21 protein-coding genes are annotated in these 23,755 nt (G+C 34.6%); 7 read left to right on the top strand and 14 right to left on the bottom strand.

The annotated features are described in order from the left end of the window. The first annotated feature begins 20 nt into the window (after positions 1 to 20). Positions 21 to 1,556 carry a tetratricopeptide repeat protein gene (locus NTZ27_07620; protein MCX6174600.1) on the top strand — a complete coding sequence of 512 codons (1,536 nt, stop codon included), beginning with the start codon at positions 21 to 23 and terminating at the stop codon, positions 1,554 to 1,556. Here the strand turns inward: NTZ27_07620 and NTZ27_07615 are convergent. Beyond that, positions 1,531 to 2,631: a PP2C family protein-serine/threonine phosphatase gene (locus NTZ27_07615; protein MCX6174599.1), complete on the bottom strand. Its 1,101-nt coding sequence runs from the start codon at positions 2,629 to 2,631 to the stop codon at positions 1,531 to 1,533. The genes NTZ27_07620 and NTZ27_07615 overlap by 26 nt on opposite strands. 173 nt (positions 2,632 to 2,804) lie before the next feature. Between NTZ27_07615 and ccsA (NTZ27_07610) the strand changes: the two genes are divergently transcribed. From ccsA (NTZ27_07610) to NTZ27_07585, 6 genes are all read left to right on the top strand, one after another. After that, the gene (gene ccsA / locus NTZ27_07610) at positions 2,805 to 3,527 is read left to right on the top strand and encodes a cytochrome c biogenesis protein CcsA (protein ID MCX6174598.1); all 723 of its coding nucleotides are present in this window, start codon (positions 2,805 to 2,807) and stop codon (positions 3,525 to 3,527) included. Between the two features lie 22 nt (positions 3,528 to 3,549). Next, a complete protein-coding gene (locus NTZ27_07605; protein MCX6174597.1) occupies positions 3,550 to 3,684 on the top strand; it encodes a CcmD family protein in 135 nt (44 codons plus the stop codon). Positions 3,685 to 3,688: 4 nt separating this feature from the next. Next, positions 3,689 to 4,078 carry a cytochrome c maturation protein CcmE gene (locus NTZ27_07600; protein ID MCX6174596.1) on the top strand — a complete coding sequence of 130 codons (390 nt, stop codon included), beginning with the start codon at positions 3,689 to 3,691 and terminating at the stop codon, positions 4,076 to 4,078. 21 nt (positions 4,079 to 4,099) lie between these two features. Then, the gene (ccsA, locus tag NTZ27_07595; protein MCX6174595.1) at positions 4,100 to 6,493 is read left to right on the top strand and encodes a cytochrome c biogenesis protein CcsA; all 2,394 of its coding nucleotides are present in this window, start codon (positions 4,100 to 4,102) and stop codon (positions 6,491 to 6,493) included. 190 nt (positions 6,494 to 6,683) lie between these two features. Continuing rightward, on the top strand, positions 6,684 to 7,322 hold the full coding sequence (locus NTZ27_07590) for a hypothetical protein (GenBank protein ID MCX6174594.1): 639 nt from the start codon (positions 6,684 to 6,686) through the stop codon (positions 7,320 to 7,322). A 128-nt stretch (positions 7,323 to 7,450) separates the two neighbouring features. After that, a complete protein-coding gene (locus NTZ27_07585) occupies positions 7,451 to 9,361 on the top strand; it encodes an AMP-binding protein (GenBank protein ID MCX6174593.1) in 1,911 nt (636 codons plus the stop codon). Here the strand turns inward: NTZ27_07585 and NTZ27_07580 are convergent. From NTZ27_07580 to ccsA (NTZ27_07520), 13 genes are read right to left on the bottom strand one after another with little or no spacing between them, the layout of a single operon-like run. Beyond that, on the bottom strand, positions 9,345 to 10,304 hold the full coding sequence (locus NTZ27_07580) for a radical SAM protein (protein MCX6174592.1): 960 nt from the start codon (positions 10,302 to 10,304) through the stop codon (positions 9,345 to 9,347). The two genes, NTZ27_07585 and NTZ27_07580, sit on opposite strands and share 17 nt — an antisense overlap. A 41-nt stretch (positions 10,305 to 10,345) precedes the next feature. Further along, positions 10,346 to 11,635, bottom strand: coding sequence for a glutamate-1-semialdehyde 2,1-aminomutase (gene hemL, locus NTZ27_07575; protein MCX6174591.1), 1,290 nt, complete (start codon positions 11,633 to 11,635; stop codon positions 10,346 to 10,348). A 27-nt stretch (positions 11,636 to 11,662) separates the two neighbouring features. After that, positions 11,663 to 12,970 carry an MFS transporter gene (locus tag NTZ27_07570; protein ID MCX6174590.1) on the bottom strand — a complete coding sequence of 436 codons (1,308 nt, stop codon included), beginning with the start codon at positions 12,968 to 12,970 and terminating at the stop codon, positions 11,663 to 11,665. A gap of 10 nt (positions 12,971 to 12,980) precedes the next feature. Then, on the bottom strand, positions 12,981 to 13,964 hold the full coding sequence (gene hemB / locus NTZ27_07565; protein ID MCX6174589.1) for a porphobilinogen synthase: 984 nt from the start codon (positions 13,962 to 13,964) through the stop codon (positions 12,981 to 12,983). A gap of 7 nt (positions 13,965 to 13,971) precedes the next feature. Beyond that, complete coding sequence (gene hemG / locus NTZ27_07560) at positions 13,972 to 15,372, bottom strand: protoporphyrinogen oxidase (protein ID MCX6174588.1); 1,401 nt, start codon at positions 15,370 to 15,372, stop codon at positions 13,972 to 13,974. Then, complete coding sequence (gene hemH, locus NTZ27_07555) at positions 15,365 to 16,324, bottom strand: ferrochelatase (GenBank protein ID MCX6174587.1); 960 nt, start codon at positions 16,322 to 16,324, stop codon at positions 15,365 to 15,367. Before hemH ends, hemG begins: the two co-directional genes overlap by 8 nt. Then, on the bottom strand, positions 16,324 to 17,130 hold the full coding sequence (tsaA, locus tag NTZ27_07550) for a tRNA (N6-threonylcarbamoyladenosine(37)-N6)-methyltransferase TrmO (GenBank protein MCX6174586.1): 807 nt from the start codon (positions 17,128 to 17,130) through the stop codon (positions 16,324 to 16,326). Before tsaA ends, hemH begins: the two co-directional genes overlap by 1 nt. Before the next feature lie 20 nt (positions 17,131 to 17,150). Continuing rightward, positions 17,151 to 18,527 (bottom strand): oxygen-independent coproporphyrinogen III oxidase, encoded by a 1,377-nt coding sequence (gene hemN, locus NTZ27_07545; GenBank protein MCX6174585.1) that lies wholly within the window; start codon positions 18,525 to 18,527, stop codon positions 17,151 to 17,153. Positions 18,528 to 18,564: 37 nt separating this feature from the next. Continuing rightward, on the bottom strand, positions 18,565 to 19,611 hold the full coding sequence (gene hemE, locus NTZ27_07540; protein ID MCX6174584.1) for a uroporphyrinogen decarboxylase: 1,047 nt from the start codon (positions 19,609 to 19,611) through the stop codon (positions 18,565 to 18,567). Between the two features lie 11 nt (positions 19,612 to 19,622). Further along, the gene (locus tag NTZ27_07535; GenBank protein MCX6174583.1) at positions 19,623 to 20,408 is read right to left on the bottom strand and encodes a uroporphyrinogen-III synthase; all 786 of its coding nucleotides are present in this window, start codon (positions 20,406 to 20,408) and stop codon (positions 19,623 to 19,625) included. Further along, positions 20,405 to 21,349, bottom strand: a complete 945-nt coding sequence (hemC, locus tag NTZ27_07530) for a hydroxymethylbilane synthase (GenBank protein MCX6174582.1) — start codon at positions 21,347 to 21,349, stop codon at positions 20,405 to 20,407. The genes NTZ27_07535 and hemC overlap by 4 nt, the downstream gene beginning before the upstream one ends. Beyond that, entirely contained in the window at positions 21,336 to 22,664 is a 1,329-nt protein-coding gene (hemA, locus tag NTZ27_07525; GenBank protein MCX6174581.1) for a glutamyl-tRNA reductase, read from the bottom strand. Before hemA ends, hemC begins: the two co-directional genes overlap by 14 nt. Before the next feature lie 9 nt (positions 22,665 to 22,673). Next, on the bottom strand, positions 22,674 to 23,498 hold the full coding sequence (gene ccsA / locus NTZ27_07520; GenBank protein ID MCX6174580.1) for a cytochrome c biogenesis protein CcsA: 825 nt from the start codon (positions 23,496 to 23,498) through the stop codon (positions 22,674 to 22,676). Positions 23,499 to 23,755 lie beyond the last annotated feature (257 nt).

Here is a 23,755-nt window from a genome sequence, read left to right as displayed (position 1 = left end):
TACAATACATCGGAAAGATTTTGCGCTATTTTATATTTCTATTTTTAATCATATCAACTTCTCTATTTGCTCAAGATTCTACACGCAGTCAAGCTTTGAAAGAAAACGCTCCGCGTAAATATCCTATCATCAAAGCAAAATATCCTTCTTACTCATTAATAGCCGGTTATCTATTAGTAACTGAAGCTAATCGTAACGATCCTTTTGCTCAGCACGAATTAGGATTACGTTATTTGTTGGGTAACGGATTTCCGGCTGATACAGTGAAAGCAATTTATTGGATCCGTAAAGCGGTTGATCAAAATCTTCCATCCGCCAGATTTAATTATGGAATAATGCTTTATAATGGAATAGGTGTTCCATGGAATCCATTTGAAGCTTATCAAAATTTTATGAGCGCCGCTTCTGCCGGATTACCGGAAGCTCAATTTGCTACTGGATTAATCTATACCGATAATCTGACTATAAATAAAAATTTAAATATTGCTTACAAATATTTTATGCTTTCTGCAGAAGCTAATTACATTCCGGCAAAGGAAGCTTTGCAGCAATTACTGAAAAGCGGTTTTACTCCCACAATTGATTCTGCTTCTATCTCAAATGAAAAACAAGCTAAAAGAATTGATGAAATGGCATCTGTAATTGATCCTAATTGGGATTTAGATTTTTATGATTTCGATGAACAAAAGGGAAAGGATAAAAAAGAAGATGTCATTTCAGTGGTTCTTAAGAAAAAACCTTCGGAGCTAAAAAGATTTTTAGGATTAGATGAACTGCCGCAAGAATCAATGCCAAAAGATTCAAGTGCAATAAGTCTATTAAAATTTGCAGCGGAAAGTGGTAGCCCGGAAGCTTTAATGATTATCGGAAAAGGTTACGAACGGGGAACTGTATTTGAAAAAGACTTAATACTTGCCGCAGTTAATTATTTACGAGCTTACCGGCTTGGTTCAATGAAAGCCGGAGAATATTTATTTACAATGATTCAATCAAAAGAATTATTTGGAATGTTGAAAGAAAAAATAAATCGCGAAGATCCAAACACAATGTATGCATGGGCCGGTATTTCAGCTCTTGGATTCGATAACCAAATGTCAAATCAACAAGCGTTAGATTTTCTTAAGAAAGCTGTTGAGAAAAAACATATTTCATCAATGATCGAGCTTGGACTTTTATATTCAACAGGAAAAATGGTGGAAAGAAACAGAGATAAAGCTATTCAATATTGGGAAACAGCCAAAGCACTTGGAAGCAAAGAAGCTTCAATTAGAATTATCATGAGTAATTTGTTTGATTCAACAGTTGTAAAAAATTTTACTGATGATATTACAACATTGCACAACATCGCAAATGAAGGATCTATACTTGCACAAACCGCACTTGCTTTATGTTATGAAAAGGGAATCGGTGTTAAAGAGAATAAACCAACAGCTATTAGATATTACCGTCACGCTGCTCAGAGGGGAAGTGAAACAGCTTACAATTCACTTAAAAGAATGTATGATGAATTAAGACCCGATGATGAAGAATTTAAGATTTATCTTCAGAATGAGTAGCTTTCAAAATTACAAAAGTTAAATCATCATTCTGATTTGCAGTACCACGGAAATTAGTAACAGCATTTAGTAAGGCACTCTTTATATCTTCTACTGATTTATCACAATTATTTTTAATTATTCGTTTAATATTTTCTTCGCCGAATTGTTCTCTAAGAATATTCATTGCTTCGTTTACGCCATCAGTATAGAAAAAGACAATATCTTTCTCTCCCGGTTGAAAAGAAAATTCTTCTAATGTTTTTTCGAAAACACCTTTATCATTTAATCCAATACCAATTCCGTTGGGACAAACAACTTCAAATTCTTTTTTATCATACTTAAACCACAAAGCTGGGGGATGACCGGCACGTGCAAAATTTATCTTGCCGTCTTTTTCAATAGAAGCAATTGATAGTGTAAGAAAATATTCTCTCCGTAATGATTTAGAAAAATATTTTTTGATATTTATTATCAGATTTCTAACATCAGAAAAACTATCGAGCAATAAATAAATGATAGATTGAACACGAACCATATAAAGAGCGGCAGCCATTCCTTTACCGGAAATATCTCCAACCACTATATAGTATCGTCCGTTCGATTCAATTACATCGAAATAATCTCCTCCAACCTCACGGGCAGGTTCGTAGTAAGAAACGATCTGGTAATTGAAAATAGTTGAAGAATGTTTTGGTATTAAATCGAATTGAATCTTGCGTGCAACATCAAGTTCGTTTTTGGCAGAAAGTTTATCTGCCAGTTCAAAAGCTATAAGTAGATTGAAAATTAAAAAAGAGAGCAGCAAATAAGCAGGCGATGGCTGAGAGTATCCCACAATAAAAAATAACAAAGCTGCTAAATAAAATATTCTTCTTGCAGGTGTTAGTTTTAACAAAAAAGCGTTGAATAAACTTCTTACTAAAATAAATCCACGGATAATTTTATTTTTTGAAGGATTTGGTTTTGGAATATCCTTGGCAAAAAATTCATACACCTCTCCGGCATCGCGTTTTATTAAGCGATTTATTTCCTCCGCACTGAGATCGCTCGTGTAGAGATCGAATAATCTTTTTATTGGATTTGAGTTAGACAATGGTTTTATATATTGATTTTTCTACTTATTAAGACGATTTCAACATTATTTAGTTAGATTAAATTAACATTATTGAATATCATTTTACATCTTTGAATATCAAGACTCAATTGCCTATTTTTGAATCGTAATTTATTAATTACTCAATTTTTTTATCATCAGAAAGCGTAATAATGATTTGGAAAATAATTCTTTTTATCCTGATGTGCTTTGTTATAATTACCGGAATTTCATTCCCAATAGTTGAACACCCTCAAGGTTGGATGCAGTTTCCAATAATACCGGGTCTCGGCGAAAAGGCAAAAATAATTTTCTTTCATATACCTACAGCTTGGCTTTCTGTGCTGGCATTTTTAATGGCAATGGTTTATGGTGTTAGGTATCTGCGAAAGAAAAATTTAGATGACGATGCAAAATCAGCCGCATCATTACAAATTGGAATGGTCTTCTGCGTGCTTGCAACCGTTACAGGATCAATCTGGGCAAAATTTAATTGGGGAACATTTTGGAATTGGGATCCGCGGGAAACAAGCATCTTCATTCTATTATTGATTTACGGCTCACTGTTTGCTCTTCGTTCTGCAATTGAGAATGAAGATAAACGTGCGCGTCTTTCAGCCGTTTATTCAATAATAGCTTTTTTAACTGTGCCTTTTTTTATTTTCATCATGCCAAGAATAATGTTGGGCCTACATCCCGGTTCGCTAGAAGTTGATCCTAATACAGGTAAAATAGTTCAGGGAACAAGTCCGGTTGTAGATTTTAAGATGAATGGTAATATGCGGTTAGTATTTTTCACATCGTTAGCTGCATTTACAATTCTTTATTTCTGGATGTGGAAAATCAGATCCAGGGCAATAATTATTAAAGAAAATCTTTCTAAAAAATTAATTTGAGGTAAAATTGGAAGGCGGACTAGTGGAATTCCTAGAAAAAAATTCAATATACATTGTATTGGCTATAGTTCTTGTTGTATGGACAGGAATATTTTTATTCCTTCTTAATACAGATAAGCGACTTAAAGCGATCGAAAAAGAATTAAAGGAGAAATAATTCAATGAAAAATAAATATATGTTCGGCGGAGCTATCATAATTGTATTTCTTGCTGTGATGGTTTATTTATTTACACAAACTAATGTTCAGTACGAAAGCAGTTTTGCGAAACTTATGCAGAACGGTAAAACAGTAAAAGCAACCGGAAGTTGGGTTAAAGAAAGAAATTATGAAATAGATAAAACAAATAATCTTTTTTCTTTTTACATGAAAGATCCGGAAGGCAACATGATGAAAGTTATTTATCATGGTGCAATACCAAATAATTTTGAATCTTCAACAAGTGTTGTTGTAACCGGCAAATATCATGACGGAAATTTTCACGCATCTGATATTCTCACTAAGTGCCCATCAAAGTATCAAGATCAAGCTGGACAAAAAGCTAACTCGTAAGAGTAGCAGTTAGGAGATTTTATGATCGGTAATATTTTACTCACTCTGGGTTTAATAGCCGGAGTGTTTACGGTTGTAATGTATTATCTAACCTACCGAGGTTATCAAAATACATTATCTTTAGCACGGATTGGTTTTCATACGACAGCAATTATGGTAATTGCTTCTGCTGCATTGCTGCTTTATGCGGTATTAACTCATCAGTATCAATACAAATATATTTATAATTACAGCGGAAGCGATCTTCCAACCGGATTACTCATGTCCACTTTTTATGCCGGACAGGAAGGCAGTTTCATGCTATGGACTTTTTTTACTGCTGTTATCGGATTGGTTCTATTGGATTACACTTCAAAACGAGGAGACCTTGAACCAAGAGTAATGATGACTTTTTCTCTTGTACTTTCATTTTTATTAATCATGGTAAGTCCGCTTCTTAAATCCCCATTCAATTTTATCTGGATGGATAATGATTTTATAGATTTGAAAAATATTAATCAAGCATTTCTTTCTTTACCTGCTCTTCAAAGTTTTATTTTCAGCGATCCGCAAGCAAACAAACAATTTGTTCAGATGGGAAAAGAACTACATGCGGTTTTAGTTTCCAATAATATTTCCGTTAATGATTTTATTATTCAAGGGAAAGGATTAAATCCGCTGCTTCAAAATTTTTGGATGCAGATTCATCCGCCAATTTTATTTATTGGATTTTCAATGTCTGCAGTTCCGTTTTCATTTGCACTTGCAGCAATTCTAAAAAATGAATATCGCGATTGGGTTAAACAAGCAATGCCATGGATTCTTGCCGGGACATGTATTCTTGGATTAGCAATTATGCTTGGCGGTTACTGGGCTTACAGCATTCTTGGCTGGGGCGGATATTGGGGATGGGATCCGGTTGAAAATTCAAGTTTAATTCCGTGGATTGTTGGTGTTGCATCAATTCATACAATTTTAGTGCAGAAGAAAACTCAAGAAAAAGGCGGAGGCAGCAGGTTTGTAAAAACAAATTTGATATTAAGCATTATGACTTTCGTTCTGGTTCTTTATAGTACATTCTTAACACGCAGCGGAATTCTTGGTGATGCATCTGTACATTCATTTGCAGAACCGGGCATGGCTGTTTATCTCTTCTTAATAATCTTCCTTGCATTCTTTGCTATTATTGGAATTGGCGGAATTGTTTACAGATGGGAATTTCTTACCGAACATTTTTCTTTTGAAGAAAATATTTTATCGAGAGAACTTGCTTTGTTCACCGGCTCTGTTGCTTTGATAGCTTCTGCAATTATAATTGCTGTTGGAACATCAGCCCCAATTTTCGGCACAACGGTACAAACAAGTTTTTATAATGAATTGAATCTTCCAATTGCTATCATCATCGGGTTCCTGAATGGAACGAGCATTTTATTAAAATGGAAACATACCGAAGGCAAACAGTTATGGAAGCAATCACAATTTGCCGTTATTGCCACAGTTGTTTTAACACTGTTAGTTATTTTCATTGGCGGAGTTCATCAACTGATGTTGATCATCTTAACTCTCTCTTCTTCATTTGCATTTTTTGTTAACTCAGAAATAGCTTATAAGATATTTAGAGGAAAGAAATCACATCTTGGTGCTTATGTTGCCCACATTGGTATCTCTTTATTCTTAATAGGCGTACTTGCTACTGCCGGTCATTCGCAACAAAAGCAGGTTGATTTGGTGAAAGGTCAAAAGGTAAATGTACTTGGTCATGAATTAACATTTACAGGATACACAACTTTTGATAACGGTAAAAAGTATCATATGAACATTGAGGTAAAAGATGGGAACAACGTCCGTATTGTTTCTCCCATTATGTTCATTGCAGAGTTTAACAACAGTTTAATGCGCGAGCCGGATATTTTAGTAGGACTTACAAAAGATTTTTATGTAGCTCCTGTAAGTTATTCTGATAATCAAGAAAATCCGCAAGGAACGCCTGCCACAATGAAAGGTGGTGATAAAGTTTCCTACGAAGGTAGAGAAATTACTTTTAATAAATTTGTTCTTCCAAAAGATATGTCTGCAATGTCAAGCGGTGCTAAATTCAGAATCGGTGTTGATATGACTGTTGCTTATCAAGGCAAAGAATACAAAGTTGAACCTTATATGGAAAATGAAGGACAAGGTCCTACATATTTTCATGCTGAATTAAAAGATGCTGATTTGAAAATTTCCATTGCGTCTATGAATGCAACAAATGCTCAGGTAAGTTTATTATTCTCATCAATTAGTAAAGGGCAGTCAGTATCAACAACACCAAAAGAAATTTTAACTGTTGATGCTAGTGTAAAACCATTTATTAGTTTGGTATGGATTGGTGTTCTTACGATGGTTACTGGATTTATTATAGCTTCGTTTAGAAGGTCGAAAGAATCTTTAGTCTAATATTAAATACATGAAAAATTAAAACCCAACTTCATTAAGAGGTTGGGTTTTTTTATGTCTATTAAAAAAATCTTACTGTTTATTTAGTAGAACAAAATTTATTTTAATACATCCAAATAAGAGCAATTAGAAAGATATTACTGGCACTTAAGTTGTCTTTGTATTCGGTCACTAAAAGGCGAGAAATGAAATGAGAAAAATAATTTATTTGTTCATTGTTTTGATTCCGGTAATTCTATCGGCACAAACAAAATTTGGAACAATAAAAGCCGGATTATTCAGTCCGTCTGCTACAGAATCCGGTTTTATACTTGGCTATGAAGGCGGGTGGATCATAGATGATAATTTTTTTGTTGGCTGGAGCGCTGATTGGTTTAATAAGAATTATGTGGATCAAAAATTTGTTAACCAGATAAACGATGTCTATGGTCCAAACAGCACGCTTAATGAATTGCGCGCAAAAACAAATCTTCATTCAATTCCATTGATGGGAAGTGTTACAGGCAATTGGCTTATTGCAGAACGCACACGGGCATTTGTTACAGGCGCTGCAGGTTTGGAAGTCCTTTTGGTTTTCTATCGGGATTACACAAATCCAAACGATAATAAATTCCAAGGTGCTTTTGATTTCTGCTGGCGTTTAGGATTTGGTGTTATGTATGAACTTGGAAAGAGATCGGATGCCATTGCAGAAATTTCTTATCACTCTTCAACACCAAGCTGGCAGTATAATGTTTTAGATGCTAATACAGGAACAAGACATACCTTTGAACGAAGTTATGATATGAGCGGATTGCTTATGCGCGTTGGTTTTAGATTCTATTTTTAATTTTCACTTAAACAAATTAGACACACAATCCCCTTATCGTAAGGGGATTTTTTTTATCTGCATTTCGATGTGTAAATTTCCAATTACTTTTTAAGCAAATAAAAATTGCAAAATATATAGGTGAAAAAGTGAAACAAAGAACTCTTCCAATGTTATTTGAAGAAAGTGTAGAAAAATTTTCTAACAATATTTTAATGTTGGAAAACCGTGGGGAAGGTTATGTTGGAACTACTTACAATGAAATGCAGAAACTGATTCACGGAATTGCCGCAGGGTTAATTAATTATGGAATAAAAAAAGGAGATCGGATTGCGCTGATTTCCGAAGGAAGAAATTACTGGGTAGCTAGTGAGCTTGGTGTTTTGTTCACAGGTGCAATTAATGTTCCAATTTCGACTAAAGTAGAAGAACTATCCGATCTGAAATTTAGATTGGCTCACTCGGGATGCAGACTAGTTATTGTCTCGCAAAATCATGTTTCAAAAATCAGAAAAATAAAAAACGATTTACCTGATTTAGAAAAAACAATATTACTGGATAAACTTGATCAATTGGATTCGGATGAAATTCTTATTGACGATATAATTAAAAATGGGATTAGAATACTTTCATCATCTAGAAAAGAATTTGATGAAAGATGGCAATCCATTTCGGAAAATGATTTTGCTAATATATGTTACACTTCCGGCACAACTGCCGATCCCAAAGGAATTATTTTAACCCACCGCAATTATACTTCAAACATTGAACAGTCTTCAGCATTGCTGCCGATTCCGGAATATTATACTTCACTTTTAATGCTGCCATGGGATCATGCATTTGCACATACTGCCGGGATTTACACCTTAATGAAAAATGGTGCAAGTATGGCTTCTGTTCAACAAGGGAGAACTCCTTTAGAAACTTTGAAGAATGTTTCCAAGAATATCAAAGAAATAAAACCAACATTTTTATTAAGTGTTCCTGCACTTGCAAAAAATTTCAGAAAGAATATTGAAAAAGGAATTCATGAAAAAGGAAAAGCAATAGAAAAACTTTTTAACAACGCTCTTAAAATTGCCTATACTTATAACGCAAACGGCTGGAATAAAGGAAATGGTAAAAACATATTTCTAAAACCGATTTACAAACTTTATGATAAAATTCTTTTTAGTAAGATCAGAAACGGTTTCGGCGGTAGGTTGGAATTTTTTATTGGTGGCGGTGCTTTGTTGGATATAGAGCTGCAGCACTTCTTTTATGCGATCGGTATTCCAATGTTTCAAGGTTATGGCTTGACTGAGGCTGCGCCGGTTATTTCTGCCAACGTTCCGGCAAAGCATAAACTTGGTTCATCTGGATTTATTGTTAAAGATCTGCAAATCAGAATTTGTAATGAAGACGGTAAAGAACTTCCAGTTGGTGAAAAAGGGGAGATTGTTGTAAAGGGAGAAAATGTTATGGTAGGTTATTGGAAGAATGAACAAGCTAGTAAAGAAACAATTAAAAACGGCTGGCTTTATACAGGCGACTTAGGATATTTAGATGAGGATGGATTTCTATATGTGCTCGGCAGATTTAAAAGTTTGTTAATCAGCGGTGATGGAGAAAAATATAGTCCCGAAGGAATTGAGGAAGCTCTAACAGAAAGCTCAGAATTCATTGATCAAATTATGTTATATAATAATCAGTCACCCTACACAATTGCACTGATAGTACCGAACAAAGAAAATTTATTAAAATGGCTGAAGGAAAATAATTTATCTCATCATTCAGTAGAAGGACAAACTACCGTTCTTCGAATGCTTGGGAATGAAATAGCAAAATTTAAATCCGACGGAATTTATGGCAATCAATTTCCCGAAAGATGGATCCCTTCAGCAATAGCTTTGCTTGGTGAAGCTTTTACCGAACAGAATAAATTTATGAACAGTACATTAAAGATTGTTCGCAGTAAGATTGCGGAGTTTTATAAAAACAGAATTGATTATTTATATTCTCAAGAAGGGAAAAATATTTGTAATCATCAAAACAGAACAATTATTAATAGATTGGAATGATTTGATTCTTGAACGGATTTTCTCTACCCTCATTAAAATACGGACGATAGCTTTCCGAACTTTCCATTTCCTGTATCCATCCGTTGTGTAAGCCGTACTTATCCATTAGTTCTAAGGCTTTTTCATATTCCGATTCGCTAAGCGTTCGGTTAATTAAAATATCATTCGATGCTTTGTTGGAAGGATAATACTGAGCCATTAACGATACGTGAACATTCGGGCTCAACTCTTCTGCGATGAACTTGAAAACTTTTTCCGATTCTGCTAATCCATTTGGCAGAACAAGATGACGAATTATTAGTCCCCGCACAACAACATCTTCTTCATAAACCAATTCATCACCAACTTGATTGAACATTTCTTTAATTGCTTTCTTAGATTCATCAAAATAATTATCAATCTTTGAATAAGTTTTTGCCGATTGATTATCTCCATATTTCAAATCCGGTAAATAAATGTCAATTACATCATCATAAAGTTTTAATATTTCAACAGAATCATATCCGTTAGTGTTGTAGATGATAGGAAGAAATAATCCTTTCTCTATTGCCAAACAAATTGATCTTAATATTACGGCTGAGAAATGAGTTGGAGAAACCAATCCAATGTTATGGCAATTTCTTTTTTGAAGCTCGATCATAATATCGGAAAGTCTCTCAGATGAAATCTCATGTTCTCTTTCAACTTTCCAATTCTGACTGATTTCAAAATTCTGACAGAAGATACACCTCATGTTACAATTACCGAAGAAAATATTTCCCGCACCTTTTGTTCCAGATAATACAGGTTCTTCACCAAAGTGTGCGGTGTATGAAGAAACAATCGGGAGTTCCAAACTTTGACAAATTCCATATTCACCGCGTGTGCGGTCAACCCTACAATTGTGCGGACAGCTTTTACATGATTCGAGAATTTGAAAAACTTTTTCAGCTCTTTCTTTCAACTCTCCGTTTTGAAACAATTTTATGTATGATGGAATGAAGCTCAGACTATTGCCTTCAATGATTCGTAATTAGCTTTTATGGTCTTATCCAAATCTTCTTTTGTGTGGGCAGTTGAAACAAACAAAGCTTCGAATTGAGCCGGCGGTAAATATATTCCGCGGTTCAGCATTTCATGAAAATATTTTCCATAAAGCTTTGTGTCAGATCTTACGGCAGAATTAAAATCGGTTACTTTTTCTTCGGTGAAGAATAATGTCATCATTGATCCGACTCTATTGAATTGAAATTTCTTCCCAATAGAATTTATTCCTTCATTGATTCCGTTTTCAAGGTAAAATGATTTTTCTTCGAGAGTTTTATAAATGTCCGGATTGTTTTTTATATATATGAGTGCCGCATAACCGGCATTCATTGCTAATGGATTACCGCTTAAAGTTCCCGCTTGATAAACCGGTCCGCTCGGTGAAACCATTTCCATAATTTCTTTTTTACCGCCAAAAGCACCAACCGGAAGACCGCCGCCTATTATTTTCCCGAATGTGGAAAGATCCGGTTTAACTCCGAGAATTTCTTGTGCGCCGCCTTTGGCTAATCTGAATCCAGTCATTACTTCATCGAAGATCAAAACAATTTTTTCTTCATCACATATCGAACGTAATTCTTTGATAAATAAATCATCAGCACGGACTGTTCCCATATTTCCCACAACAGCTTCGATAATGATTGATGCAATTTCACTTTTATTTTGCTGAACTAATTTTTTAACTGAGTTGATATTGTTGAAATCGGCAACAAGTGTATCAGCTGCATTTCCTTTAGTTACGCCAGGACTTGTAGGAACACCAAAAGTTAACGCGCCGCTTCCGGCCTTAATCAAAAAGAAATCGCCATGGCCGTGATAGCATCCTTCGAACTTTATAATTTTCTCTTTACCTGTATAACCGCGAGCAACACGAATGGCGCTCATAGTTGCTTCTGTTCCGCTGTTAACCATTCTCACCATTTCGATTGAAGGAACGAGTTCGGAAATAAGTTTTGCCATTTTGATTTCTATTTCAGTTGGTGCACCAAAACTTGTTCCGTTCTCAATTGCATTTAATAATGCTTTTTTAATGAATGAAGGATTATGTCCGAACAAATGCGGTCCCCAGCTTCCGATGTAATCAATATATTCATTATTGTCTGCGTCAAATATTTTAGAACCGATTCCTTTTGTAATAAAACGCGGAGTTCCGCCAACGGATTTAAACGCACGTACCGGTGAGTTTACTCCACCCGGAATATATTTTTTTGCTTCTTCAAAAAGTTTTTCACTTTTACTTAAATTCATATTTCCTCTTGAATATCAATTCTCGAATTAAATTATTTTTCTCAACTTAGGAGCGTAAAACCAAACAACTGCAACAAAAATAAAAAGTATTATTGAGTTTAAAAGTATTGCCATTGGAGATCCGAAATGTTCTGCCAGCATTCCAATCCAGAGAGCACCAAGCGGCATAAAGCCAAAGAAACTAAAACTGTAAACACCCATAACTCGTCCACGGTATTCTTCGGAGACTAATGTTTGCGTTAATCCATTTGCTAAATTATTTGTTGCAATGATCGCTGCCCCTACCCCAACTAAGATCATAGATGAAATTATAAATGAATTATTTAAGGAAAATAAAAACATAAAAATAGGCAGTAAAATTAATCCAGTTGTTAATATTTTCCCTCTAACAATATATCGGCTAAAGGAAGCAATAAATAAAGAACAGAGAACTGCACCTATCCCCCTTGCTGTTTGCAGAAAACCATTCGTGGCCGCACCACCGTGTAAAATTCCAACTGCCCATGCTGGAAATAATGTTGTTATACTTAATCCAAAGAATGTGGAAAAAGAAACTACCAGCATTATTAGAAGAATTGTTTTTTGAGATTTCAAATATTGTAAACCATCTTGTAATTCTTTGAATGCAGATTTGTTAGCAACTCTTTTCTGGATCGGTTGGAATTTCATAATAAGTAAATTATAAATAACTGCTAAAAATGAAATACCGTTAATTATAAAGCACCAGCCCGGACCCAATACCGCATAAGTTATTCCGGCAACAGCAGGTCCCACTGCGGCAGCAGTATGAAACATCATTGAATTAAGAGCAATAGCGTTTAATAAATTTTCTCTTGAAACCAACTCATTTACAAAAGCTTGACGAGCAGGTGCATCGAAAGCATTTGCAACTCCTAAACCAAATGTTAATATAAGAATGTGCCATGGCTCTACTGTATGTGTGAATGTTAATGCAGCTAAAATAAAAGCGAGAAACATCATTATGGTTTGAGTTGCAATCATAATTTTTCTTCTTGAAAAACGATCTGCTATTACTCCACCGTAAACCATAAAGAGCCATGTAGGAATACCGTTTGCAAATCCTACAAAACCAAGAAAAGCAGGGGAGTGGGTTAATTCATAAATAAAAAATCCTTGTGCGGTCATTTGCATCCAAGATCCGAACAATGAAATAATTTGCCCGATGAACCACAAGCGATAATTGCGGTGCTGTAAGGCTGCAAAGGTAGCTTGCCAGCTTAATCGTTGTTTTCCCGGAGTTAATTGTTTTTCATCAGCGGTATTTTCTGTGGGCTTATTAACAATTATTTCCGGTTCTTTAGAATTATTATCCATACAGAGATTGTTACTTAATATTGTCTAAGTACTTCACTACATCTTTCGCAAAGTAAGTTAATATCATATCAGCACCGGCACGTTTAATCGCAGTTAACGATTCAATCATAACGCGCTGTTCATCAATCCAATTATTTCTTCCGGCGGCTTTTATCATTGCATATTCTCCGCTAACTTGATATGCAGCGGTCGGCATACCGAATTTTTCTTTTACACGCCAAATAATATCAAGATAAGCTCCAGCGGGTTTAACCATAATAATATCTGCACCTTCTTCAATATCGCTTTCGGCTTCTCTCAATGCTTCATCAGAGTTCGCAATATCCATTTGATGTGATCTTCGGTCACCGAAAGCAGGAGTTGATTCTGCAGCATCTCTAAATGGTCCGTAGAAACCTGAAGCATACTTAACTGCATAGCTCATGATGGGAATTTCAATAAATCCTTTTTTGTCCAATGCTTTTCGGATCTCACCAATGCGTCCGTCCATCATATCAGATGGGGCAATGATATCGGCACCGGCTTCAGCATGAGAAACTGATTCTTTCGCAAGTAGTTCAACTGTTTCATCATTCAATATTTTTTCACCTTGTAAAACTCCGCAATGACCGTGAGAAGTATATTCGCATAAGCAAACATCAGTAATGACTAAAAGTTTTTTTGTTTCTTTTTTAATTGCGCGGACAGCTTGTTGAATAATTCCATTCGGATCGTATGCACCTGACCCAACTTCATCTTTATGATCAGGTATTCCGAAAAGAATTACAGCAGGAATTCCAAGCCGTTCAACTTCTTTACATTCTTCAACTACAACATCAACTGACATTTGAAATACGCCAGGCATTGAGCGGACTTCGTTCTTTATTTTTTTACCAGGAACAACAAATAGTGGATAGATCAAATCATTTTTTGTTAATACTGTTTCGCGGACCAAATCGCGTACAGTCGGATTATATCTTAATCTTCGTAATCGTTTTGTGGGATAAGTAGCCATATAAACCTCAATTTATTTTTGCAATTATTTTCTTATAAACTGTTTCCGAATTCTTTACGCAGTCTCCTACAGAGATTCCGCCTCGGTAATTACCGCTTAGAAATATTCCCGGATTCATATTCTCAAATCTATCAAAAAAATTCTCGTGTTCAATGTAACCGAGATTGTATTGCGGAATAGCCTTTTGCCAAATTTTTGAATTAACAAAAATCGGGTCACCGCTTATTTTCATAATCTCCTTAAATTCGTTGAGCACTCTATTTGTAAGCTCTCCTTTATCCATATCGAATAGATGAGGTGAACGAGCGCCGCCGACGAATAGAGTAAATGCAGCTTTATCTTTTACACAACGGTTTGGAAAAATTGTTGAACTCCAAATTGCACCAAGAAATATTTTCTTTTCTTTAGATGGAATTAAGTAACCAAAGCCATCAAGCGGTTGACTAATTTGTTCTTTCTTAAATCCTAAATATAGAACCATCACCGGCGGATAATAAATATCATCAGCATGCTTTTTAAATTCATGATCTAATTCAGGAAATATTTTAGAAGCTTCGTAAACCGGAATGGTAGATAATACATAGTCAGAAATTATTTCATGAACCTTTCCGTCTTTTTCAAAAGCAACTTTCCATTTTCCATTTTCAGATTCAACACTCTGCACTCTACGTTCTACATTCTTTACTCTCGATCCGTATAATATTTTTCCTTCCAGTTTTTTAGCAATAGCAATTGGAAAAGACTGCATACCATTGATGAACGAGAACATTTTTGCATTTTGCTTTGACTGTTCAGCTCGCTTCTTTCTTTCACGCGCACCCTTGATCATCCCTTTAACAAGTCCGCCGTAAACTTCTTCCAGACGGTATAATTTTGGGAAAGCAGATTTTACACTCAGCTTATTCGGATCGCCGGCAAATACACCACTTACAAAAGGATCAATTGCATAATCAAGAAACTCTTGACCAAGTCTTCTGCGGACAAACTCTGCAATGCTTTGATAATAACCGTCATTGGATTTTCCGATAAATGGCTCGCACGCTAATCGAATTTTTCCTCTCAAAGAAAATAAATTTGATTTAATTAAAGCAGGCAGGGAAGTGGGAAGCGCATGTAATTTACCATTACGAAGAATATATCTTTTGTTGGAAGATTCATTCGCATAAACCATTCCATTGGATAAACCAATTTCATCAACAAGCTGCCGAATTAAAGGTGTTGTTTCCAATCCGCTGTTCGGTCCGTAGTCAACAAGGAAACCATTCTCTAAAGAAGTTTCCATAGATCCGCCGGGTTTGCTATTGGCTTCAAGTATCTGAACATCAAATCCGTCTTTGTTAAGCCAGTATGCTGTTGCTAATCCGGAAATCCCGGCACCGAGTATTGTAATTTTCTTTTTATTATTCATTGAGTTTTGTTTTTACAATGTCAGATAATGCTTCGATAAACAGTTGTGAGTCATTTAATCCTTTCATGACAATATAATTTTCAATGCCAACTTTTTCGGCAACGTGTCTATATTCAATATCAAGTTCGAATAAAGTTTCAACATGATCTGAAACGAAACTGATTGGTACGATCAATAAATATTTTTTGTTTTGAGAAGCGAGTTCTTCTATCATTCTGTTAGTTGCAGGTTCCAGCCATTTCATAGGACCAACTTTACTCTGAAAACATAAGTGATGATCGTGGGAATGTTTTCTAAGTTTCAATACCGCTTCGACAGTCTGTTTAATATGTTTACTATATAAATCCCCTTTTTTTACCAAACTTATTGGTGTACCATGCGCACTAAAAACTATTTGGATATCGTTTCTCACTCTCTCTGGAAAATGTAAAATAGTTTCATCAATTCGCTGATTAATTGCTTCAATGTATTTTGGATTAATATAATAATCATTTACAAAAATTAACTTTGTTCTATCGCCTTTGTAATGGCGGTTCCACTCATTAAATGAAGAACCGGTAGTGGTGATCGAATAATGCGGATAAAGAGGAAGCAAAATTATCTTATCATAATTTTTGCTTTCTATATTAGCTACAACTTCTTTTGTCAGCGGATTCCAGTAACGCATGGCAGTGTAAACATCAATTGATTCATAATTATTCCGAAGGCTAACTTCGAGCATTGCTCTCTGTTTTTCTGTCCACTCATTTATTGGCGATTTGCCGCCGATCAGTTTGTATTCTTTGGCAACTTTAGGAGCTCTCCGGCTCGAAATAAATTTTGCAAACAACTTTTGTCCGAACGGCAAATTAAAAATATCCGGATCGCAAAAAAGATTATATAAGAACGGTTCAATTGCTTTAATTGAATCCGGGCCTCCAAGATTAAATAATACTACGGCAAATTTTCGCACTAATTTTTCCTATCTCTAAAATTCTTCGCAAACATTTTGTGAATTTCTTTATCTCCGTACTTATCATTTAAAATATTTTTCATTTCAACATTTGAGTAACCGGAGCTAATACTTAAAACAATTACCTTTTTCTTATCAACTTTATAATTGATTCTCCAAGTTCTGTAAGCTAACACAAATCGGGTGTCATCATTAGTATTAAGTATAGAAATTCTTTTTCTCGTTGCATCAGTCGGATTGAACTCAAGCTGAAGTCTTGTAAAACTTTCTAAATTTATTTCAGCATTTTCATTTAACCAGACGCACTGTTTCTTTGCTTTTGTTTTGAATTCGACTTTGTAAATATTTTCAATATCATTTACAACCCAACCGGTTTCGGCATCAGGAAATGAATCCGAATAAGGAAGGTAGGGTTTAATATCTATAACAGGAGAACCATCAAGAATATCTGATCCGGAAATAAAAATTTTTAGTCCTTCAATCTTTTCTAATTTAACACAACTCATTCCAATATGATTTGGTCTATACGGAGCTCTTGTTGCAAAAACTCCAACTTTCTTTCTTATATGTCTTGGAGGGTTAACCAACGGTTTCCAATTATTGTTTAAATGAAATTGATATAAAACCCAAATCCTCTCAAATCCATCTAAGAATTTTAATGCCTGTTGAAAATTATTTTTTGGAATCAATTCAATTACGGAAATTTCTTTGCCGGCTAAAACTCCTTGTCTTGGAGTTTCGTATCGATGGGAAAGTTTAGAATGTATTTTTCCGATCGGCTTTATAGTAATATCATCAAGCAGCATAAAATTTATTTTTTAGGAAATTAAACCGTTCTTGAATATTTGGCATTATCTTCTTTTCGTTCTAGATATCTGTCAAAGTTCATAGCAATATTTCGAATGAGCAGCCGTCCCATTTGTGTGACTACTAATTTTCTATTCTTAATCTTTACAAGTCCGTCATCAATAAACTCTTGCATTCCATCAAGCGCAAAACTGAAATATTTTTCAAATTCAATATTGAACTGTTTATCTACAGATTTGAAGTCAAGTTCAAAATCACACATAACTTTTGTAATAACATGACGGCGAAGAATATCATCTTCTGTTAAATAAACACCGCGTTCTATCGGTAGTGTTTCATTATTTAAAGCATCAAAATATTCCCGCTCTTTCTTCAAGTTCTGTGAGTATAATTTTCCTATTTGACTAATACTTGTGATACCCATTCCGTACAAATCAGTTCCCGCATGTGTACTATAACCTTGAAAGTTGCGGTACAATTTTTTATTTCTTTGAGCAACAGCAAGTTCATCGTCCGGTTGGGCAAAATGATCCATGCCTATAAATACATATCCTGCGCTTGTAAGTTTTTCGATCGTCATTTTTAGAATTTGAAGTTTTTCTTCCGGCGTTGGCAAATCTTCCGGTTTGATCAGAGCCATATGTTTTTTCATCCACGGAACATGGGCATAATTAAATACAGCTATCCGGTCGGGGGAAATATTTATCGTCGCATCTAGAGTTTTCTCAAATGTCTCAAGTGATTGAAACGGAAGTCCGTACATCAAATCAAGATTGATACTTTTAAAACCAAGTTCTCTTACCCATGAAACTACTTGTCTTGTCATTTCTTCCGGTTGAAGTCTGTTGACAGCTTTCTGAACTTTATCATTAAAATCCTGAACACCCATGCTGATACGGTTGAATCCGCCACTTCGTAACGCTTCAAGATGTTCCTTAGTTAATCCGCGCGGGTCAATCTCGCATCCTTCTTCCGCATTAGAACAAATTTCAAAACTTTTATTTATGAATAAAACAAGATCAATAATTTCATCCGGATTAAGATGAGTTGGTGTTCCGCCGCCCCAATGAAGCTGAACAACTTTGCGATCGGTTTTAATAAATGTTCTTAACAGATCAATTTCATTTTTTAAATACTTTATATATTCTTGAATGCGATCACGATTTCGTGTGATAATCATGTTGCATCCGCAGAAATAACAAAGCGTATCACAAAATGGAAGATGGTAATAAAGAGAAAGATCGGGAGGATTAACTTCGTTGTTTGTGCGGATTATTTCATCGAGATATTTTTCATTCGTAAATGATGAATTGAAATGCGGAGCGGTTGGATAACTTGTGTATCGCGGTCCGGGGCGATCGTATTTTTTAATTAATTGAAGATCTATGTTAAACATTTTAAATCCTTATAAAGGAAAGAATCACTTCGAAAGTTTAATGAAATTTTTTACTCTCTTCTTTTACAACATCAACTAAAAATTTTGCGTTCTCCGATTTTACATTCGGCAAAATGCCGTGACCAAGATTGAAAATATGACCGTTATTTTTACCAAACGATTTCAAAACTTTCACTGCTTCATTTCTGATCTTCTCTTTATCACCATATAATATTGTCGGATCAAGATTACCTTGCAAAGCAACTTTGTTGCCAATCTTACTTCTAACTTTTCCAAGTTCCATAGTCCAATCAAGACCGATTACATCCGCACCGCAATTTGCCAGCTTATTTAATTTGTAATGAACTCCTTTTGCAAACACAATCACAGGCTCATCTTTACGTTTTACCTGTGAAATAATTTTTTCAATATATCTTAACGAAAACTCTTCAAAGTCAGCAGGAGAAAGCAATCCACCCCAAGTATCAAAGATCTGAACGGCATCAGCGCCGGCTTCAATCTTGGCGGAAAGGTATTCGGCAACAGCATCTGCAATTTTATCAAGCAAAATGTGAGTTGATTTTGGATCGTTGTAAATAAATTTTTTAATTTCAGAAAAACTTTTTGAACCGCCTCCTTCAACCATGTATGTCATTAAAGTCCAAGGTGAGCCGGCAAATCCTATTAAAGGAACGCGTCCATTCAATTCTTTTTTTGCTAGCGAGACTGCATCAAGAATATATTTTAGATCTTTTGAAGGATCAATTTTTCTTAAACGATTAATATCACTAATGCTTCTGATCGGATTATAAAGTTTTGGTCCTTTACTTTCGATCATTTCTAATTTCATTCCCATTGCTTCGGGAATTACAAGTATATCCGAAAAAATTATTGCTGCATCAACGCCAATAATATCAACAGGTTGAATTGTTATTTCAGCGGCAAGTTCCGGTGTTTTGCACATTGTTATAAAGTCAACTTTTTTGCGTACGGCCCGATACTCGGGTAAATATCTTCCCGCTTGACGCATAATCCAAATCGGTGTGCGCTCAACTTTTTTTCTTTTACATGCTCTTAGAAATAAATCATTTTTAAGCTTAGTCAAAAAATCCTCCGTTAAACCATATTAACCGTAAGTTTGAAATATTTTAATATCGCTTCAGAAATTCCTTGTAGGGAAAACATTTTTGGAACAATATGAACTGTAAGTCCGAAACTCTTAATTGCGCTTTCTGTTGTAAAACCGATCGAACAAATAATATTATTTTTAAAATAATCGGCGACGTTTGTAATGTTCATTAATCTAATAAAATTATTAAACGATGAAGGGCTTGTAAATATATATATATCAGGTTGCCGACTTATAATTTCTTCATATTCTTTTGTTAACTCAGAAAGATCATTCGGAACAACACCATACACATTAACTAAGTCAACTTCAGCTCCTAACTCCATTAACCCAAATTTTAAATCTTCATTAGAAAGTGACGAACAAGGAATAAATATTTTTTTTCCGTTAAGATCGAATTTGGAGAAAGTTTTTATCAGTCCTTTAGAACTGAATTCATCCGGTAAGATATCTACATTAATTCCATTCGTAGAACATTCTTCAGAAGTTTTTTCTCCAACCGCAGCTATTTTAATATTTGTTAAATCGAGTGAACTACTTTTGATAATTTCTGCCAATACTTTTACTGCGTTTGAAGAAGTAAAAATCAAATAATCATATTCTGCAAAGCGATTTATTGCATCTGTTAACTCGGAAGAATCGTATTTAGGAATAACCTTGATTGTGGGGAAATAAATAATATTCGCACCTTCATCTTTTAACTGATAAAAATATTTTTCAACGGTTGCTTTTTTCTTAGTAACAAGGATTGTCTTGTTTTTAAGTGATTTCACTTTACACGCGACCTATTAAAAATATTATTTAATATTACATCAGCACCGGCTTTGAGCAGATCATCGGCTAACTTTTTACCAAGCTTTTCCGGATTGGTTTTTGCACCGCGGATTTTTTTTCTATAAGTAATAGAACCATCAATTGATGCAACAACAGCATCGAGGTATAAACCATTAGGTTTTACTTCAGCATAAGCACCAATGGGAACTTGGCATCCGCCTTCTAATTCTTTGAGCAGAGAACGTTCTGCAGTTACTGCTATATATGTTTTTTCATGATGGATTTTTTTCAGCATCATTTCCGCAAATTTATTATCACTCCGGATTTCAATCCCCAGCGCACCTTGTCCGACAGCCGGTAAAATATCTTTAGTGTTAATGATGGAAGAGATATGTTTATTTAGTTTTAATCTTTCAACACCTGCACGCGCTAGTATAATTGCATCCCAACCTGATTCAAGAAGTTTTTTTATTCTTGTTGGAACGTTACCGCGAAGTTCTTCGATTTTAATATCCTGTCTGATGTGAAGAAGTTGTGAACTTCTTCTTAATGAACCTGTAGCAACAATTGCACCTTCAGGCAATTTTTTAATTGTTGTTCCTTTTTTCCGTGCGATCAAAACATCTTCAACAGAATGACGTTTTGTAACAGCGGCAAGTTTTAAATCTTCAGGCAAAATTGTGGGAAGATCTTTTAAGCTGTGTACTGCAATATCAATCGACCCTTTAAGTAATTCATTCTCAAGTTCTTTAGTGAATAAACCTTTATCACCGATCTTGGATAAAGCAACATCAAGAATTTTATCACCTTTTGTGTTGATGATCTTTATTTCGACATAAAGGTTCTTATTTTTTCGTTCAAGTTCTTTTTTAATAAACTTCGCCTGCCAAAGTGCAAGATCACTTCCTCTCGAACCAATAATCAGTTTATTCTTTTTCATTGATACTATCCGCTTTATTCTCTTCTTCATTAATTTCTTTTCCGTTTGACGGAACTTCACCGAGATTGAAAAGTTCTTTAAGAATCATTGTATGTGCAGTAACTTCTTTAATATTAGCACCGGTCTCTGCAAACTCCCGTAATTTTACAGTTGGGTTATGCAAAATTCGTCCCATCATTCTTCTAGACATATCTTCAATCTTAATAAAATCCTCTTTACTTACTTTGTTTTTTATTTTTTCCAATTCATCATTTCGGATTTCTTCGAAAAATGACCGCATCGCTTTTATAGTAGGAACAACACCAAGCGTGTTAAACCAGCCGAAAAATCCGATCATCTCTTCCATAATTATTTTACGTACTAAAGGAACTTGCTCTTTTCGTTTCTGTAAGTTCTGATCAACTATGATCTTCAGTGAATCCATATCATGGTAAAAAACATTTTCGATTTTTTTTACATCCGGATCAATATCTCTCGGTACTGCAATATCCATCAAAACAACGGGAGATTTTTTTCTTTTTTTTATGGCTGATTTAATATCCTCATATGAAATAATAAAATTATCAGAACTTGTTGCACTAATGATAATATCAAAGTTGTGGAGCCGCTCTTTAAGAAACTGGAATGGGATGATTTCACCGTGAACTTTCTCGGCTAATTTTTCTGCTCTTTCAATAGTTCTATTTGAAATAACTAACTTACCAATATTTTTATCTCTAAGATGCACCGCTGCAAGCTCACCGGTTTCTCCGGCACCGATTACAAGTGCAGATTTTTTATCTAAGTTCGAAAAGATCTTTTCCACTACTTGAACTGCAGCATAACTGACGGTTACGGCACCTTCGCCGATTTTAGTTTCTTTAATTGCACGTTTGCCCGTTTTGATTGCGCTATCGAATATCTTTCTAAGTGATGTGCCCGCAAAATCTAAATCTTCAGAAATTTCAAATGCTTCTTTTACTTGCCCTAATATTTGGCTGTCACCGATAATCATTGAATCAATTCCTGAAGCAACAGAAAATAGATGTCTTACAGCACCGCAAGAAAAAAATTTTAAAAAATGTTCTTGCTGAATTCCTTTAACCATCTTGAATTGAATTAATTCATTGATAACAGGCGAGAGATTAATTTCATAATCTTTAGGAAAACCAAAGATTTCAGTTCGGTTGCAAGTTGAAATAACAACACCTTCGGAGAATAATGAATTTTTTAATCGCGGAATGAACGCAATAATTTCGTTGTGATTAAAATGAAGCGCTTCTCGAAGTTCTAAAGGGGAAGTCTTATGATTTATTGATATACCGACTAAATTCATTTTAAGCTTTCAATAAAACGAGTGAAACGTTTTTCCTAATGTGTTTGTTATAATCAAAGACATTATTGCAACAACAAATCCAATTAACGAAAAAAGTATAACCTTCTTACCATAAAAGTTTCCGAAAAGTTTTCTTAATATTCCTATTCCGTATACTATCCACACAAAAAATGTTCCAATCAATTTTGGATCAAAGTAACTAAAACTAGGAAATGCGTTAGGTAACCAAATTATTCCAATAATAATTGCAATCGTAAGAAGAATAAAACCGATTACAGCAGAATAATAACTGAGTTTTTCTAATATTTCTAAACTCGGAAGCCTATTAAAAATCAGACCAAACTTGTTTGCTTTTAAATTTTTGTATAATAGAATAAATAATAATCCATAAACTGCCGAAATTGTTATCCCGGAATATCCCAATAGCGCATTAATAACATGAAGTCCGAGAAGACGGTTTCTAAGAACCTCCGGAACAACAAAATTATGTTCGATAAAAAGTGAAGATGCTATTTGGAATACGAGTGAAAATAATATTATGAAAGCTCCGGTTCCTCTGATGTCGGTTAACAATTCAAGAATGAAATATGAAAATCCGATCGAGAATGCTATGATAGAGAATATTTCAAACTTACTTGTTATTGGCGGATGATCAAATTCAATTGTGCGCGAGATTAAATAAAGCGCGTGAAGGATTAGCGTAACAAAAAGAATAATTCTTTTCGAATTACTTACAAATTTTTTCTCTGTAAAAAAATCATAGGTATATGCTGCAAAAACTAATGCGTAGAGAATTGGTAATAGTATGTTTAAAAAGTCAATCGGTTGTAGCATTATTATCTATTCTAATTGTTCGAAACTACTACGAATATTGTGCCATAGCTAATATTTTGAGGGCGAAATTTATGAAATTATTAACTGATTTTCTGTGGTAAAGGACATTAATTTCGATAATTCAAAGTTAATTGTGATAAAAATTATTTCATTTCAAAATCCGTAGTAACAATTATCATTTTTGGAAGACTGTGATTTTTTTTAATTGCGGGATATGGTAAAAATAAAAAAGCCCCGCAACCCGAACGTAGTCGAGA

It is taken from the genome of Ignavibacteriales bacterium (genome assembly GCA_026390775.1).
GTDB lineage: Bacteria > Bacteroidota > Ignavibacteria > Ignavibacteriales > Melioribacteraceae > Fen-1258.
This window is presented reverse-complemented; position numbering and strand designations above follow the sequence as displayed.